The sequence below is a fragment of the Chamaesiphon sp. VAR_48_metabat_135_sub genome (assembly GCF_031418915.1).
Taxonomy (GTDB): Bacteria; Cyanobacteriota; Cyanobacteriia; order Cyanobacteriales; family Chamaesiphonaceae; genus Chamaesiphon.
In genome coordinates, this window is the sequence record NZ_JANOJV010000013.1 from 1 (window position 1) to 17,971 (window position 17,971).

The following is a 17,971-nucleotide window of genomic DNA, read 5'->3' on the forward strand; positions in this document are numbered from 1 at the left end:
TTCTACGCCAAACTCCTCGAACTCGATGATATCGTGCCCCTAGACTGCGCCAAAACAGCCCTAGAAACCGTCTATCAATCCTGCTACCTCAATTTCCAAGGCGGTAAATTTGGAGCCGCCAACGGAGTCAAAATCGACGGCACACCGTCGAATCCCAAAGACACCCATCCCCTCGAAGTATGGACGGGAATTAACTTCGGCATCGCCGCCTTTTTAGTGCAAATGGGAATGCGAGAAGAAGGATTAAAATTAGCCGAGACAATTGTCGAGCAAGTATATACTAACGGCTTGCAATTTAGAACTCCCGAAGCAATTACCTCTGCTGGCACTTTTCGCGCTAGCCACTATCTTCGCGCGATGGCAATTTGGGGGATTTATCATACTTTAACCCAAACTAACGCCAACGATTGAAACCACTTTGAGTATTCGTAGCAACGTAGGTTACTTTACGCGATCTATAATCCACCTATGACACAATTTCCCCACGATCAATTTGCGAAGAACTTACTGGAGTCACTGCTGGCTCCAGGTGGACAAGTAACTACCGCTCTCACCATCGATAGTGAAGTGAGGGAGATCGATGTCTACTTTAATCCCAACAACGATCCTAGCAGCATCTCAGATCTCGGATTACTGGCTCGATGTGCTTCTCAACCCGCAGTATTTGAACCATTCAGAAATCCAGTCAGCACCGCCGAAATTCGGAGTTGTATGTCCAAACTCTACGACTTGCATCGAGAAACAGTTCGACAAGCCAAGAAAGACGGGCAAAAGATTACCGATGCAGAACTCCCAATCTTGTGGATTCTTACCCCCACATTAGCCGCGCCAACATTGACAGGTTTTGGTGCTATAAATGAAGTAGGTTGGGGAAATGGGGTGTACTTATTTCCACCATTGCAAAAGACGGCGATTATCGTTATTCACCAGTTACCATCGATTCCCGAGACTTTATGGTTTCGGTTATTAGGTAAAGGTAAAGTTCAACAACAAGCAATTTCAGAAGTAGCTGATTCACCTCTTGATAGTCCACATCGAACAGATGCACTCAAGCTATTTGGAAACCTCCGATTTATTTTAGAAGCCCAAAAAAGTAAAAAATCAGAAGAACAGGAGTTGATTATGCAATTATCACCTTTATACTTAGCCGAGATCCAAGCAGCCGAAGATCGGGGTAGACAAATTGGCGAACGCCGAGAAGAAGTTTTAATTATACGTCTATTGAATCGTCGTGTCGGAGATATATCACTGCAAGTTCAGGAACAGATTAAATCTCTACCTTTAGAAAAACTAGATGATTTAGGTGAGGCTCTATTGGACTTTGGTGGAATGGACGATTTAACTAATTGGCTAGATACCAATGGTTAATTACTCGGTTTTTAATTGGCTGGCAATATCTCGAACTACAGGATTAAAATCTCGGCTTAATCTGTTTAAATGTTCGATCGACACTGACGGATTACAAGCTATTGCCAATCGATCGAGCCAATTATCGGAGTAAAGTAGTTTATCTCTCTGTACTGTTGAAAGTTGAGGATGCAGTCCAGCAATAAACCGATTTAAAGAATTTTCTAACTGCAAAGCTCGATCGAGTAATAAATTCAAACCCTGTGGATGCAGCAATACTGCTAATCTAATTTCGATATCTCGATGATACAACATTTCCCACAATTGCTCTGTAGGTGTCTCTGGGTTAGCTGCTAATTCTCGATAGATCGATCGTAGCCGAGATTGTGCTAACTTTGTTAATGTACGATCTTTACTATGCGAGAACTTTTCAAGCATATCAATTGGAGCGGTTCTGTCTACTTTTATTAGCTCTTCTCGTATATTACCAGGTAAATTTGGATGATTTGCTATTAACGATTGAACCTCAATAGCTAAATTTATTTCTAATTCACTAACTTGAAGTGAATTTATGTATATTGAACGTAATACATCGCCAGATAAAATTGACGTTCTTTTAAGAATACTTATCGTAGTTAAAAGTGGAGTGTTTGGATGTCGTGCGATATACCCAGGTATATAATCATATCGATCGTATGAACATCCACTGGCAATTTTGGTCAGAAGATGACTGGGTGCAAGTGGATTACGATACATACTAGAGATAGCAGCACCAAAACCGATTCTTATTTGCTCTTCTAAAATATCTACTGGTGTGCTGGGATTGGCTGCTACAGAAGACGCATAATATGTGTAAAATGCAGGCTTTCGTAATATGTCAATGGGTGTAGCTGGATTACGAGCAACTGCGGAACAAATTGTCGAATTTTCATGTTGAGAAAGTTCTCTTAGTAATTCAGGATTGGTTAAGTTACGGCAGGCTGCATATTCTTCCATTGTTGCACCATGCTGATATGTTCCATAACGAAAATAACGTCTGAATTTTAGTAATATTTCACCTGGAGTTTGAGGATGAAATTGTACTCTTCGCCGAACATTAATATCTTTATCTTCACTTAAAATGATTAGTGGGGTAGCCGTAATATTTGAATTCTTGAGAATAGCTAACCTAACTTCTTTATGTTCGCTAGTGGCAAAATCTACTAATATTCTTTGAGCCGTAGTCGGTTGTTTAGCGATCGAGATTTGATTATTCAATGTCAAGAGTGGTACAAGCTCGATCGGAATAGCATCGATTGCGGCTAAATCGCAGAGTCGATCGTGTTTTTGGATTAACTCAGCTTCTTGTATCGCTTGAATGACAGCAGGTGGCAGAATAGACATTTGAAAAGGGTTTTGCAGTTTTTATAGTAGGTAAATTCGTCGCTACAATATATTATTATGGCTAAGTTTAGAATGAACGAGTTACGGAAGATATGGAAACGATCGACTTGTTGCGCTCTGGGCAATTGCAGGGGATTAAACGGCTGGATTTAGCTGCTGGTTTGACAGAATTCCCGATCGAGATTTTTGACTTAGCAGATTCGCTAGAAATATTGAACCTGTCGATCCTCAGATCGATTACTAATTATCTATTGATTCTTGCCAAAATCTACTTGCCCCCAGATTTCATCTAATAAAAGGTCCTCGCCAATTGTTGGAGTAGAAATTGTTGCCCAATGATGAGGGAGAATGATTCGATCGATCCAACCGCGCTCGTTTGCTGTCACTGGCGATTCCTGCTTATAAGTATTAACAGTATTATGGAGATGCAATCGTAAATCAGTTAAAAATTCAGGAGTAAGTTGTGGATGAGATTCGCCATCTGCTAAATATTTTGCCACCGCGAACACGACTTGATAGACACAACACTGACGATAGAGATAGAGACTATCTCTATCTCTAGGCATACTTAAACCTTGCAACAAAAGTCCGATCCAGTGATGGATATAATCTAAATCTGCCAAGCCTTCCGTCATTACCAATAGCTCTAAATTTAATTGAGATTGGGATGCTTGGATTTCATGTCGAAACCAATCCCAACAAAGTCGAACTACTTGATTAAATAATCGCTGGGTATCGGAACTCAATTCATGACGCTTGCGAAATCTATCGCCGATTAAAAATGCTTGAAATGCGGGTAATTCGGCTTCACCACTAGTGATAATCTCGATTCGATCGAATCTATCAATTTGAGGGATAGATGTCTCTACGACCAGATTTTGTGCCATTCGATCGAGATCTGGTAGGATGGTGCCACCAAGAACGCGATCGCCTGCAAGTACATCAGTTTGAGCTTGTTGAAGATTAGCTAAAGCTAACAAAGCAATCTCATCGATCCGATCTGGATGATGAGAAATTGCGGCGATAATAGCTTGCTCGATCGCCAAAAAGCCAGGTAATTCAAAGGATTCAGCTAAACTGATACCGATATCGGTAACGCGGCGGAGACATTCTTCAATTTGCGATTCATCCTGAGTATCAATGACGATGGCGATTTCATCGATTTGTTCTTGAATGGTAGTTTCAAAAATTGAAGCAAGAATATCAAAACCTAACTCTATTGATGTCGGTAGATCAATATCTGCAGCACTCCAATCACCTAATTTTAATTTTAATTGTTCGAGTGTCCCTGCCATTCGATCGAGAATCGCTCGCTCGTCAATTTCTCGCTTTGTAATTTGAGCATTCAGACACTCATCTAATCCTGAATATCCATCTAGCAGCAAGATTTGAATCGATGTATCGATCTCTAGTTCTAAATTATAAAAGACTCGCACCAGATCCTCAAAATTGTGAGCAATGTGCTCGATTGTTGCTAATCCAACATTTGCTGCGGCACCTTTGAGCGTATGTAATGCTCGCATCAGATTATGTACTTTGGCAGTGGTATGTTCGCTCGGTAATGTGAGAATTTCTTGCTCGATCGTTTGCAGCAATTCTGGTGCTTCACCTAGAAAATAACTGTAAGCTTGAGATTGGATTTGTGAGTCGTTCATAGGGGTTGGAGGTGAGAGAGTAGGAGTTAGAGGGTGAAGGATAGTGAATAGTTACTTATTGCTTATTACTTATTAAGCAACTAAAGTGCCGAGATATTTGTTCAATGAAGAGTCGATTGATTCTTTAGTAATTGGTTTACAAGTAAATTCAGAAGCACCGACGACTTTGGAACGCAATCGATCGAGCAAGCCATCTTTACCTGCAAGAATCACAATTGGAATTTGAGAAAATGCCGAAATTCGCCTAATTTGACCACAAATTTCGTAGCCATTAACTTTGGGCATAATCAGATCGAGAAAAATTAGATCTGGTTTATTTTCTAACAATCTGGGCAAAGCTTGAGTAGCATCTTGAATTGAGATAAACCTGTATCCAGCATCAGTAACGAGCGATCTCATTGTTTCACAAACATCTGGATTATCGTCGATGCAAATTACTAGTTTAGAGTGAGTGCGTTTTGGTAGCATTGATGGAGTCTTGGCAACTGCTTGATGTTCTGATGACGATGCTTTGCCAGCAGATAATAATTTATTACCAATCTGGGGTAATCTGAGATCGGGAAGATCGAGTAATTCGATGATGCCAGTTTGAATATAACGAATCAACGATCTCGTCAGCAATAACAAATCTTCATCGATCTCCGTCGCAATTTCGCGGAGTGTGCGCTTACCTGTAATCACCTGAACTAAATTTTGATAAATAATTGGCGTAGTTTGCCGATATAGTTGAACGGGATGTTTGATAACTGGAGTTTTATTTGGTGAAATATTACCTAATTTCTGCGCGTACCATTCTTGCCACATTACTTCAGATTGCTCGATGACTTCTTCCGTATTTACGAGGATTGGCGGTCGATCGACAAAAATTTCCGATTGCGATCGAAAAGTTAACTTTTGACCTTGACTGTACTGCAACAAATCAAAAATAGTTTCCTGTGCCACAGTACTTAACATCGTCGTGACTTGTGTTGAAGTAATTTCTGTTAACATCATCAAGGCGATCGCCCCTTGATAATGCCAAGAAGTTTCTCTTCCAGTCTCAAATGCCACCCATTTTTGACAACTTGCCGCCTGAAATAATAATTCGATGCCCACATGCTCGTAACCCACATGAGCGCGTAGCAGCCGTTGCCATAGTCGATTGGGTTGCGATCGATCGAGACTCCAGACGATCTGCCCTTGGTAAAACACGATTTCCCAGGCATGTCCCGAAGCAACTGTAACATCTAAAGAACCGCTAAATTCTCCCCAGTTCAGATACTGGAGTCTGCTAATAATGCTGCGTTGTGGGTCGGCGGCCGTCAGATACTGAAGATCGTTGTTCATTACAGGGAAAAAGGGGGTAGCCGATACAGTGAGGTTAAATACTCAACAATTAGGATGTCTAGTATAATTGTGGAGATCGATTTTTAAGACTCATTATTAGTATTCCCCACTAATCACCGAGTACGCTATCATACTCAATTAACATTAGGCATCACCACGCAGAATTTAAAAAATTGGAATAAAGGAGATCTTGTTTCAGCGATCGGACAAGTTTGCAGATATTGCAAGGAAGTGTCTAAAGACTGTGCGATTCAAGGGCAGCTTAGAGATTCGCTAGAGTCCAGCGCAAGTAAATTAGTGTTGCTGGCATCGAGATCGGAGCAGTGCATTGCAGCGATGGTTATGACTACAGGTTTGCATCAGTTTAGCTAAGAAAAATTAGGAGTTGACGTGTTGAAGTTATTCGCTAGGTTAAGGACACTATCCGCAAAATTGCGTCCCATCGGGGCCGGCAAACCTCGCGAGCGTCATCAACCACTCGCTGGTGCCCCCGATTTTGAGCCTAATCGTGGATCGATCGATATTGGCAGAGCCGCGTCTGGTGCAAATGGATCTTGGGACTCATCGACAGATGTATCTAGCACTCTATACCCAAATAATTCGAGTTCGCCCCAACCGCAGCTACTCGCATCCGAAGGGGGCGAAATAGTCGCACCTTTATCCTCAACTAACCCAGCCCCAAAAAAAGCCGATCCCTCAGCTAAAGAGAAAAAAGCGAACCGGCCGATTTTTGGGAATGTCGGTAAAACTGCTGTCGCCTTTGGTGCCACCATCGCCAAACCATTTCAGGGTGAAAAACCACTTCACAAAAATCGACTATTCTGGGCGGGTTCTGGCCTCAGTGTCGGATTATTAGCTCTGACTGGATCGTGGATCTTTGTAGACAATAGCGTCAGTCAGTATGCTCCAGCCGATGCCCTCAGCTATGTTCGTCCTGGTACGATTACCATCAAAGGACTGAATGGGGGCGTGTTGCTGCAAACGGGGAATGCCACCCGCGAGACACTCAAAACTTGGCAAATGCCCGACAAGCTCAAAAAAGCTTTTGTGGCGATCGAGGATCGGCGTTTTTACGAGCATGATGGCGTAGATTACAAAGGGGTCACGCGGGCACTCGTCCAAAATATCACTTCCAAAAACTTAGTCGAAGGTGCCAGTAGCATCAACCAGCAGTTGGCGCGAGTAGTTTACCTCAACCAAGAGCGGAGTTTCTGGCGCAAACTGCGAGAAATTCGCCTCGCCCAAAGATTGAATCAAGGATTGACTAAAGAGCAAATTCTCGAACGATATCTCAATCTTGTCTACTTAGGTGAAGGCACATATGGAGTCGCCGATTCTGCTTGGGTCTACTTTAGCAAAACAGTTGACAAACTCACCCTCGCAGAAATGGCCACCCTTGCCGCCATGCCACCTGCACCCAATAAATACTCGCCCTTTGTCAATCCTAGATTTGCCGAGCAACGTCGCAATCTCGTTCTCGATCGCATGGTAGATGCTAAATTTATCACAGCATCAGAGGCAAGTACAGCGAAAGCCGAACCACTCAAACCCAAGCGTAGCCCGATGAAACGGGAAGAGCAACAAGCCCGATATTTTACTAAATATATCGAGCAGGAACTACCCCAACGGATCTCTGCTAAAGCAATTAAAGAAGGTGGGCTAACTGTCGAAACCACCCTCAATCCAGAATGGCAAACCAAAGCCGAAGAAGTTGTCAACTCCACCGTTCGCAACAATCGGGGTTCCTTTGGACAAGCCGCAATGGTGAGTATCGATCCACGCACTGGCGGGATTCGATCGATGGTTGGGGGTACCGACTTTGAAACCCACCAATTTAATCGCGTCACCCAAGCCAAACGTCAACCTGGATCGACCTTCAAACCGATCGTCTATGCTACGGCGATCGCTGGAGGGATCAGTCCGAATAAATCCTATCTAGATGCCCCCTTCGATGTTGATGGTTACAAGCCCAAAAACGCGGGGAAAAAATTCAAGGGCTATATTTCGATGCACGATGCTCTGATTAACTCAGTTAACATCATCGCGATCAAAATCCTGATCGATACTGGCTGGCAACCCGTGATCGATAATGCTCATAAAATGGGGATCGAATCCAAACTCGAACCTTACTATTCGCTAGCTTTGGGTGGATTGGAAGTCAACTTACTAGAAATCACTAGTGCTTATAGTACCTTCGCCCATCAAGGTATTCATAATCCCGTTCACGGCATTACCAGAGTAAGTAATCAGAAAGGTGAAATTATCTATCAAAACAAAGTCGAACCAACGAAGGTATTTGAACCTGACACCACCGCAATTATGACCTGGATGATGAGCGGTGTTGTGAATGAAGGTACCGCAACCTCTGCTCAAATCGGTCGCCCTGTAGCGGGTAAAACCGGAACCACGGACAAAGAACGCGACCTTTGGTTCATCGGCTTTGTCCCGCAACTAGTAACTGGAGTCTGGCTGGGTAACGACAATAATCGTCCGACAGGCAATGCTAGTAGTACGGCTGCCTATGCCTGGTCGCGGTTTATGAAAACTGCTGTCCAAGATTTCCCCGCTCAGAAATTCCCCCCCCGTCCCGACAATCTCAGTGGACGCAAACCAGAACTCAAGCTCGATCCGATTCGTCCCCGCTATCGGCGGGATCTCCCCATGCCTAAAGATGGTGAAAGAGTCGATGAAAAGGGTTCCGAATCTCGTCGTTCTCGTCGAGAAGAAACTAGCAGTAGCTCTGAAAATCGCCCTCGTCGTTCTCGTCGTCGCTTTGAGGAGGCAAGTAGCAGTAGTTCGGAGGATAGTCCCCGTCGTTCTCGTCGTCGCTCAGAGGAGGCAAGTAGCAGTAGTTCGGAGGATCGTCCCCGTCGTTCTCGTCGTCGCCGTTCGAGTGAAGAGTAGGGGAGTTGGCTGTACCACCGTAAAGGGAGTGACAGAGTAACGGAGTAAGAAACACCCACACCCCCACACCCCCACACCCACACCCCTACACTTCTCTGCCCTTACCCGTCATGAATTTTGCCAGCTATCACCTCTGGTCGCAATTTGAGCCTGCACTAGGGCGGGAAGATGCTCATTGTCAGATGCAGCGGGGGTGGCGATGGACTCAAAAATCTTCCGTCAAAGAAGTTCCAGAATTGCCACTAGCAGAGACAATTTGGCAAAAGGTGGGAAAACTAGCTCAACAAGGAATCTATGAATTTCATCAAGATCCACTGTTACTAAAACACCCAAAGGGTAGCGAGCGGGTTGCCGATCGATTGTACTTGTATTACGAAATTGCGACCGTGCGCGCTCGAGTGATGCGCATTCTCCAGCAATATCAAGCTGCACCATTTTTGCTCGGACAAGATATTCTAGTCTTAAATCGTGGCGATGAGCCAATTCCGCCACCGATCGACATCCAAGTTGCCGACGATCGGTTTCAACTATTTGCTGCCTTCGACTGTATTATTCGATCGAGTGAGGATCGAATCCATATTATCGATTTTAAAACCGGAATTGCCGATTTCGATCGTCGTCAAGCAGATGTATATCTTTTAGCTTGCAGTTATCTTTATCCCGATCTGAATGCGGTTGCTTCCTTCCATAATCTAGAAACAATGACTAGATCCGAACTAATTACGACTGCTGACGACCGATTAGATTCGATCGCCAGCACATTAGCTCGCATTGCCAAACTACACCGACAGCAACTCGAAGAGTACCAACTGAACCCAGATTGCTTCGATCGATTATTTCCTGCTCACCCTGGTCGTCATTGCCAATATTGTCCTTTTAACTACCGTTGTGCTTATGCTGCAGCGGGTTTGACAAATTGAAATCGGCACCATCTTAATAATCGATCTCTGGCTGGGTATAATTGGGGAATGAGAATAACTACTGACAACTATCAACTGTCAACTATTCGCTGTCAACTAGTTTACCCATGTCTCTAAAAAACCTTCAACCATTTCAAGTAGATCCCGATCGCGTCGATCGACAAGAGATTGCTAATTTAGTCAATAAAGTTAGTATAAATAGTAAAGTTAGCGAGATTCAAGGACTATTCGATCGCAATATTTCGCTCTGTGCTTATTTACTCAAACAAGCTTATATTGACTATCACAAAATTTATTTTTTATCGACTAGTCTGATTCTTAGTGAAGAGCATCGGCCCGATTATATTTGTGCTTGCTATCATCCCAAAAAAGGTCTGAGTTGGTATGCCATTATCTGTGCTGGACCTCAAGAGCAAACGTGGGATGACGATCTTCAACTAACACCAGGAGCCAAACTTGCCTTCGATCGATTAAATTATTGTACCAGTAATTTAGAGCGGATTTTACTCAGCAATAAATTGCTTGAAGAAGTTAATCAGGGTCGAATACATGGGCTATTAATCATCGGTCAAGATACCGAATTTTTTCAGAATCCTAACAAACAAACTCGCAAAAGAAATATCAATCAAAATTCACCTGTTAAACTTAGAACTTACGGGGCTTTTTTACGAAGATTTGAAAACAAAAAACAGCATAGTTGGTTAATTAACAAACTGAGTAATTTCCTCAATCGATAGATCTGAAATTTAAAATTGAAATGCGTTGCTCTGTTGGCAAAGATCAATTATTCAAAGTTGCTGTGTTTGTAAAGCAACTAATTCACGAAACCAACGATGGAGTGGCGCATCATGCCGTCGATCGTGCCAAATTTGCTGATAGTTATATTTGCTAATTTGGATCGGCATCTCGACGATCGATAAATTGGCGGTATCAGCAATGAGTGTGGCGATCCGACGTGGGAGTGTTAGGACCAGATCGGTTTGAGCGACGATAAAAGGTGCTGCCAAAAACTGGGGTATTTTCAACATTACTTGCCGTTTTACGCCCAATTCTTCCAAAGCTCGATCGACATGGCTTTTGAACGAATTAACAACTGGGCTACCTGGCAGATTGGAAATAGTAATCAAGGCGTGAGAACAGGAGATATAAGCATCAAGCGTTAAATCAATTTGGGTAATCGGATGATTGGCTCGAACCACCGAAACGAAATCTTCGGATAACAAAGTTTGCGATCGCATATCACTTATTTCCGAAATGTCGATTACGCCCAAGCCCAGATCGACGACACCATTGCGGCACAAATCCACCACATCAGAACGCCAATGGTGACATTCCACCGCTAATTGAGGAGCGATCTGTGTGAGTTGCTTCAAGACAACTGGCAAAATAATCGCAGTTGCATAATCGGTTAAAGCAATCTGAATCGTTCCTGTTGCTGTTGCTGGATCGAAAATACTGGGTTGAATCATTCGATCGATCTCCAGTAAAATCGCCGCTAGTGGTGCTCTTAATTCCTCCGCCCGCAGGGTTGGCATCATCCCCCTGGGAGTTCTCACCAACAGTGGATCGCCAAAGAATTCGCGCAATCGTCTGAGTGCATGGCTAGTCGCCGATTGGCTCAAGCCCATCTTTTCACCTGCTCGAGTAACGCTATGCTCTTGCATCAATGCCTGTAAAACTAGCAGCAGATTTAGATCGAGCGATCGGATATTCAGATCGTGCATATATATTATCTATATAGTACCTTTGACTAATAGTTGCACAGCTAGTATTATGACAATTAATTCTTAAAGAAAATTAGAGATATCAGTTGCTTTGTCTGAGCTAAATATCTGGATAAGGGGAATCACAATACCATGCAGCCTGGATATCTGCTTCGCAATCGCTACTTCATTCAACAACCTTTGGCATCGGGCTATTTTGGGGAGACGTATTTAGCGATCGATCGTGATTGTTACCAACGATATGTAGTTGTAAAACACCTGAAACCACAGAATAAAGATCCTGCGGTGTTGCAGATTGCCAGACGGTTATTTGAGACAGAGGCAATGGCATTGCGGAAATTGGGCGATCTGACCGATCGAATTCCGACACTTTATGCTTACTTTGAAGAGCAAAGTGAATTTTATTTAGTACAAGAATTTATTGAAGGTCAAACACTCGCACAGGAATTAGCCAATAGCAGATTATCGACACTAACGACAATCCACATCCTGCGCGAGATTCTGACTGGCTTGAGTATCGTTCATGCCGAAAATACGATCCATCGCGATCTCAAGCCAGAGAATATTATCCGCAGATCGATCGATGGAGTGCTGGTGCTCATCGACTTTGGTGCTGTCAAAGAAGTTCGTCAAGCAACACTTACCACTGCCACGCCAAGAACTTTAGCTTCAATTGGCTTCGGTACCGAAGGTTATATGCCAAGCGAGCAGGCGATGGGATTTCCCAAACTCGCCAGTGATATTTATGCAGTCGGCGCGATTGGGATTGAATGTTTGACAGGTAGAGAGCCACATTTATTATTTGATGAGGAGTTGCTGGAGTTTAAATGGCGACACCTATATCTGACGAGCGATCCCAAGCTCGATCCCTTAATCGGGAGATTGGTGATGGTACTAAATAAGATGTTGCAGCAACGGTATCTCGATCGCTATGCTAATGCAACAGAGGCACTGGAAGCGATCGATCGATTGATGCTCCCACCCCAGCCCAGACAACCATCATTGACGATCTCAAACAGAAGATTTGTCAAACCGATCGATCGAGCAGCATTTCTCAAGTTATTGGGGCTAGGCGGTTTTGGATTAGTTAGTTCACTATCCATTGCTAAATTTATCCATTCTTCGGACTCTGAGTTTAATCCTAATGGCCGAATTCGATCGGGAGAATCCCGAGGAGAAGCTCCGCCAACGATCTCACAACCCATCACAGTTAAACTGACCTCGATTAAATTAAACAATCGAGGCGACATTATCGATCGACCACAATCCCAAGTAGAGATCTTTCAAGAAGATTTAGGTCATGGTGTCTGGTTGACAATGGTCAAAATTCCGGCTGGCAAATTTATGATGGGCTCCCCAGTTACCGAAGAAAGCCGAGAACGGTGCGAACACCCCCAGCATAGTGTCAATATCCCAGAATTTTATCTGGGACAAACTCAAGTGACTCAAGCTCAATGGACCGCAATTTTTCCAGATACATCTGTCGGATCCAGTGGCAATAATAGTCAATTGCCTGTCGATAGTATTAATTGGCTTGATGCGACCTCTTTTTGCGATCGACTCAGCCAAAAAACCGGACGGAAGTATCGTCTCCCCACCGAATCAGAATGGGAATATGCTTGTCGTGCCGAAACAACAGATCCCTTTGCCTATGGAGATACGCTGATGACCACAGTCGCAAATCATAATGGCGAGTATCCCTACGGGCAAGCTCCAGTCGGCAGCTTTCAACAAAAAGCCACCCCAGTGGGCACTTTTCCTCCCAATTTATTTGGTTTGTACGATATGCATGGAAATCTCTGGGAATGGTGTCTAGACGAATGGTTTGAGAACTACAATCGCGCACCGACTGATGGTAGTGCCAGAGGCAAGATCGAAGTACGAGATGGCGACCTACTCAGAGTAGTTCGAGGTGGTTCGTGGTTCTCTTACGGGCGAACTTGCCGTGCCGCCAGTCGAAATGGTCTATTTAGCTCGTTTCGGCATTGCCATTATGGAATGCGAGTTGCTTTTAGTAAGGGATAAGGGATAAGGGATAAGGTATTGACGCTTGTACCCCTCAAGCCTAAAGCCTAATTCCTAATTCTTATGAAATAAATTTTCCAAAGTAGCCGCGACAACCTGACTATCTGAATCTTGTCGGAGTCCGAGGATCGCTTCTTGTGCTTGGGGTTCGTCAAATTTTTGGAGTGCGCGGACGACTCTGACACGTAACCGGGGCGATTCAGATTGGGCGAGAGTCAACAATTGCGCAAGAACGTTCGTGTGGTGGCTCGAACCAGCGAGAGAACCCAAAGTATCGATTGCGGCTTCGGTGACGGTCAGATCGTCTCCTGTCAGTGCTGTGGTGCAAACTTCGACTAGTTCTTCAGGACAATCTAAGTCTTCTAGAGCTGCGAGAATACTGCGCCGCACCAACCAATGATCGTCTTGACAAAATACCGAAACTAGATGAGAAATTGACACCTTCCCAAATAGAGAGAGGGAATTAGCAGCTTCGGCACGGACATTGGGGGTGTCATCAAACTTGGTCATTTCCAACAGTGCGGCAAAAGATGCCGCTGTCTGATGTTGTCCTAAGCTTCTAGCGACAAAAGATCGAACCAAAAATTCAGGGTCTTTGAGTGTCGCGATCGCAATGGGAACAGCCGTTTCAGGATCGTAAGCCTTCAGAGCCGAGATCGCTTTCAGGCGATATTGAAAATCAGGATTACTCAATGCAGCTTCAATTTCAGGTAATTCCATCACAACACCATTAGAGATCTTTCATTTACTCTAATCAAAAGCTGTCCCACTTGGTGACGTAATCTGAAAAAATTTAATTTAGCAGGCGAGATCGCGGATTATCAATAGCAAATCTTCCCTCTCCAGATTATTTCTGAATTTGGAATTGCGGCAAAATCCAAAATCCTAATATATTGTTTTTCAATAACTGTTATGATAGTTGGCTGCTCCTCTGCCAAAGTACACCATGTTGCCTGACAATTCGCCTACCGATGTTTCTAGCGAACAACCCACTCATAGCCAATCGCCAAAACAAGGGGATGTCGTAGAAATTGAAATTACCGATGTCAGCGATAGTGGCGAAGGTGTCGGACGAGTGGGAGATCGAGTTGTATTTGTCCCCGATACAGTTACAGGCGATCGAGTTGTCGCCAGATTAGTTAGTGTCAAACGCCAGTATTCTCACGGCAAATTATTAGAAATTTTAACTGCGTCCCCCCACCGCGTGCGCCCTAGTTGTATCGTGGCTGATAAGTGCGGGGGTTGTCAGTTACAACATATCGACTACGATTACCAGTTAACTGCTAAAGAAAATCAAGTAGTTCAAGCACTGAAACGAATTGGTAAGTTTATCGATCCTCCTGTCGCCCCCATTGTCGGCGCACAAGGAAATTTTGCCTACCGTAATAAAGTTACCTATCCTCTGGGAGTAAGCGATTCAGGTAATGTTAAAGCGGGATACTATCGCAAAGGTACCCATCAAATCGTTAATCTCAATCAATGTCCAGTCCAAGACGAGCGGTTGAATCCCCTCCTTGCCGAAATTAAACAGGACATTCAAGATCGAGGTTGGCAGATTTATCAGCCAGAAAGCAAAGGCGCACGCGAACCAGGCGCGCGGCGAACTGGAGTCCAAATCATCGTCAGTCAGTACGCAGACGAGGGTGTTACCGATCGAGGTGTCCCCAAACCTAAGCTCCGCAATCGACCCACCGTTACAGCAGTTACCGAAATACCGGATAATCGCCCTAAATTCCGTCATCTCCTGCTCCGCATCGGTCGTCGGACAGGGGAAATTCTGCTGACGCTAGTAGTCACGGATCTAAATATCCCTGACATTGAAGGACAAGCACAAAGGTGGATGCAACGTTATCCCAAGCTGGTCGGAGTCTGTCTCAATCTCAACAGCCAACCCACAAATAACATCTTTGGTACCGAAACTCGCTGTATCGCAGGACGAGAGTATATCTGTGAAACCTTTGGCAACCTACAGTTTCAACTCAAAGGTGATACCTTCTTTCAGATTTATACCGAGCAAGCTGAAACTGTATTGGATCTGATTATCGATCGAGCTGGATTCACAGGTACAGAAACTCTGATCGATGCTTATTGCGGGATTGGTACTTTTAGCCTCCCCCTATCCAAACGGGTAAAACGAGTAATTGGGATTGAAGTTCATGGCGCGTCGGTGATTCAGGCTCGATCGAATGCACGACTCAATAGCATTAATAATGTCGAATTTCGCACTGGCGAAGTTGAAGAATTATTACCAGAGCTAGATATTCAGGCCGATGTCGTGCTACTAGATCCACCGCGCACAGGTTGCGATCGAGCAGTACTCGATGCCCTCACCGCCATGCAACCAGCTCAAATCATCTACATTAGTTGCAAACCTGCCACTCTCGCTCGAGACTTACAAGTCCTCTGCGAACAAGGGAACTATCAACTCACCCATGTTCAACCTGCCGATTTCTTCCCCCAAACTGCGCATGTCGAATGTGTCGCCTTTTTGACGAGGGTTTAGGGATTCGGGATTCGGGATTCGGGATTCGTAGGAAACTAAAGCCTAAAGCCTAAAACCTAATCCCTAAAACCTACCTAAATGCTACCATCGATTACCTAGACTAATCGGTTTGTTTTAATTAAAATGGTAGGTGTGGATCTGAGAATTTATTAAAAAGGTTAGTCACCCTCATCCGATCGTTGTCTGAGACAGCAAGGCATTTGAGTGTTAATTCTAAACTCAAGATCGAAAGTCACACTGTGTGAAAACAGTTTGCGATTGTAATCCGGCAAAAGTGCCTTACGAGGATTAAAAGATTGCTATGGTATCAAGTCCAGTGAAGTCTGAGTGGGATATAGTTAGTTTTGCCTCGACACTCTTTTTGTGTCCGATCCTTGACAACCTCTTATCAACAGTTCCGAGTAAATGGTACGCAGAAATTAGATTAGGACTTCAAGAAGCGTTAGTAAACGCAGCCAAACACGGAAATAACCTCGATCCCCAGAAACAGGTTATTGTCCGTTTTTGTTTTGAAGAGGGTGCATACTGGTGGATCATCTCTGATGAAGGGAGTGGATTTCACCCGCCAGAAGGAAGTTGTCAAGATTTATCAACACACTTACCGCCAGTTGAATCAGAATCGGGACGAGGAATGTCCATCCTGCATCAAATATTCGATCGAGTGGTGTGGAACCGCCACGGTACTGAAATTTGCCTCTGTAAGCAATTGTACTCTCAACTCGATCGCGATAGCCTAACCTTAGACACAGCAACTGCCTTAGGAGAAGCCGCTCCTAAAGAGAATCGCGAACCACTGTTACGTTAACAGCAGAATTTCTGTCCACCCGAACTGAATATTTCTGAGCTTAGTTTCCAAAATGCTACTGGCTGGGTTTTTCTAACCAACATTCACTCGATAATTAGTGGACATATCCGATTTCATGAGGTTATATTTGGGTATAGCAATTATTATAGCGATAAGGTATTAGGAAACTTTCGATCGCCAAGCTTCCTACGACCTAAGGATGTAATTTAGCAAATCGATCGTCAAGATTACTCTAATATTTATCTCAAAAATAAAATGAAACGATTCTTAGTCATTAGCGGATTGATTCTTGGCTCTAGTCTATTTCCGGTTGGCGCAATCGCTGCAACTTTTAGTCAAATAGTTGTCTATGGAGATAGTCTTTCTGACGTAGGGATCGCAGCGGCCGTAACACGTGGTGCTGTGCCACCATATAGTCCTTTCTTTGGCAATGGCAGATTTTCAAATGGCTCAATCTGGATCGAATATTTAGCAGCCAAATTTGGAATATCTGCTAACAATAATTTTGCGGTAGGTGGCGCAACCAGTGGAACGATAAATACGATTCCTTTTCCTGCTACTGGCTTAGTTGGCATCCAAAAGGAAGTAAATGATAATGTGATTACCGATCCTGATGCACTGTACGTTATTTGGGGAGGAGCTAATGATTATTTGGGAGCTGGTGTTATAAATCCAGCAGTAACAGTCGGCAATTTATCCAGTCAGATCTCGACTTTAATCGGACGCGGTGCCAAAAATATTTTAGTTCCAAATCTATCAAACCTAGGCAAACTTCCCCTTGCACTCGGTGCGCCTAATGCTGCTGATTTGGATTTATTGACCCAGGGTCATAATGCTGGTTTAGCGGCAAGCATTGCTGATTTAAGTTCGTTTTTCCCAAGTGTTAAATTGAGCTTATTGGATGTTAATTCATTGTTTAATCGAGTTACTGCGAATCCTGGTAATTTTGGGTTTGATAATGTTACGAATCAATGTATATCAGTCAACTTCCTTTGTTCAACTCCTCAAACCTATCTGTTTTGGGATGATATTCATCCAACCACAAGAGGACATCAGCTAATTGGCGATTTAGCATTTGAAAGTTTGCAAGTCCCCGAACCAACTACTATGTTAGGGTCTCTACTCGCTTTTGGATCTGTTGTAACTCTAAAACGTAAAATTAAACCATCTAAATTAAAAGAGAAAGAACTAGTAAAAGTTGGTTGAGCAAAAGAGCATCTATTTTTAGTTTCTAGATATGTTCAGACACCCGACTTCTCCCAGAAGTCGGGTGTCTATTTTTGGTGCTAATAGTTCATTTATGTCTAGTAAAAAGAACTAAATAATAGCGAGACCGAAAATCGATGTCTTGACGAATAATATCTCGATGGTCACTACAA

Annotated in this window: 14 protein-coding genes and 1 pseudogene; 10 read left to right on the plus strand and 5 right to left on the minus strand. The window is 43.7% G+C overall.

Annotated features, from left to right (window positions below):
* Positions 1-411: GH116 family glycosyl hydrolase (locus RMO55_RS00490; RefSeq protein WP_310421853.1), on the plus strand; the 411-nt coding region annotated here is incomplete at its 5' end.
* A gap of 57 nt (positions 412-468) precedes the next feature.
* Positions 469-1,368, plus strand: a complete 900-nt coding sequence (locus RMO55_RS00495; protein WP_310421856.1) for a DUF4351 domain-containing protein — start codon at positions 469-471, stop codon at positions 1,366-1,368.
* Here RMO55_RS00495 and RMO55_RS00500 read toward each other — a convergent pair whose 3' ends face one another.
* The gene (locus tag RMO55_RS00500) at positions 1,369-2,730 is read right to left on the minus strand and encodes a hypothetical protein (protein WP_310421859.1); all 1,362 of its coding nucleotides are present in this window, start codon (positions 2,728-2,730) and stop codon (positions 1,369-1,371) included.
* Positions 2,731-2,822: 92 nt separating this feature from the next.
* Here RMO55_RS00500 and RMO55_RS00505 point away from each other — a divergent pair.
* Positions 2,823-2,954, plus strand: a pseudogene (locus tag RMO55_RS00505) (protein kinase); the annotation flags it as partial.
* 24 nt (positions 2,955-2,978) lie between these two features.
* Here the strand turns inward: RMO55_RS00505 and RMO55_RS00510 are convergent.
* Complete coding sequence (locus RMO55_RS00510; protein WP_310421866.1) at positions 2,979-4,385, minus strand: Hpt domain-containing protein; 1,407 nt, start codon at positions 4,383-4,385, stop codon at positions 2,979-2,981.
* Between the two features lie 72 nt (positions 4,386-4,457).
* Complete coding sequence (locus RMO55_RS00515; RefSeq protein ID WP_310421869.1) at positions 4,458-5,711, minus strand: response regulator; 1,254 nt, start codon at positions 5,709-5,711, stop codon at positions 4,458-4,460.
* 432 nt (positions 5,712-6,143) lie between these two features.
* Here RMO55_RS00515 and RMO55_RS00520 point away from each other — a divergent pair, with 432 nt between their 5' ends.
* The 3 genes from RMO55_RS00520 (at position 6,144) to RMO55_RS00530 (ending at position 10,272) form a co-directional block, all read left to right on the plus strand.
* Positions 6,144-8,615, plus strand: a complete 2,472-nt coding sequence (locus RMO55_RS00520) for a PBP1A family penicillin-binding protein (protein WP_310421872.1) — start codon at positions 6,144-6,146, stop codon at positions 8,613-8,615.
* 110 nt (positions 8,616-8,725) lie between these two features.
* The gene (locus tag RMO55_RS00525; protein WP_310421875.1) at positions 8,726-9,535 is read left to right on the plus strand and encodes a PD-(D/E)XK nuclease family protein; all 810 of its coding nucleotides are present in this window, start codon (positions 8,726-8,728) and stop codon (positions 9,533-9,535) included.
* Positions 9,536-9,642: 107 nt separating this feature from the next.
* Complete coding sequence (locus tag RMO55_RS00530; protein ID WP_310421878.1) at positions 9,643-10,272, plus strand: hypothetical protein; 630 nt, start codon at positions 9,643-9,645, stop codon at positions 10,270-10,272.
* 51 nt (positions 10,273-10,323) lie between these two features.
* On the opposite strand, the gene RMO55_RS00535 is transcribed toward RMO55_RS00530, so the two are convergent.
* Positions 10,324-11,259 (minus strand): LysR family transcriptional regulator, encoded by a 936-nt coding sequence (locus tag RMO55_RS00535; RefSeq protein ID WP_310421881.1) that lies wholly within the window; start codon positions 11,257-11,259, stop codon positions 10,324-10,326.
* 132 nt (positions 11,260-11,391) lie between these two features.
* Here RMO55_RS00535 and RMO55_RS00540 point away from each other — a divergent pair, with 132 nt between their 5' ends.
* Positions 11,392-13,284 carry a bifunctional serine/threonine-protein kinase/formylglycine-generating enzyme family protein gene (locus tag RMO55_RS00540; protein WP_310421885.1) on the plus strand — a complete coding sequence of 631 codons (1,893 nt, stop codon included), beginning with the start codon at positions 11,392-11,394 and terminating at the stop codon, positions 13,282-13,284.
* A gap of 54 nt (positions 13,285-13,338) precedes the next feature.
* Here RMO55_RS00540 and RMO55_RS00545 read toward each other — a convergent pair whose 3' ends face one another.
* A complete protein-coding gene (locus RMO55_RS00545) occupies positions 13,339-14,004 on the minus strand; it encodes a HEAT repeat domain-containing protein (protein WP_310421888.1) in 666 nt (221 codons plus the stop codon).
* Between the two features lie 226 nt (positions 14,005-14,230).
* Between RMO55_RS00545 and rlmD the strand changes: the two genes are divergently transcribed.
* The 3 genes from rlmD (at position 14,231) to RMO55_RS00560 (ending at position 17,798) form a co-directional block, all read left to right on the plus strand.
* Complete coding sequence (rlmD, locus tag RMO55_RS00550; protein WP_310421891.1) at positions 14,231-15,787, plus strand: 23S rRNA (uracil(1939)-C(5))-methyltransferase RlmD; 1,557 nt, start codon at positions 14,231-14,233, stop codon at positions 15,785-15,787.
* A 301-nt stretch (positions 15,788-16,088) separates the two neighbouring features.
* On the plus strand, positions 16,089-16,592 hold the full coding sequence (locus tag RMO55_RS00555) for an anti-sigma regulatory factor (protein WP_310421893.1): 504 nt from the start codon (positions 16,089-16,091) through the stop codon (positions 16,590-16,592).
* A 255-nt stretch (positions 16,593-16,847) separates the two neighbouring features.
* Entirely contained in the window at positions 16,848-17,798 is a 951-nt protein-coding gene (locus tag RMO55_RS00560) for a PEP-CTERM sorting domain-containing protein (protein WP_310421896.1), read from the plus strand.
* Positions 17,799-17,971: the final 173 nt, after the last annotated feature.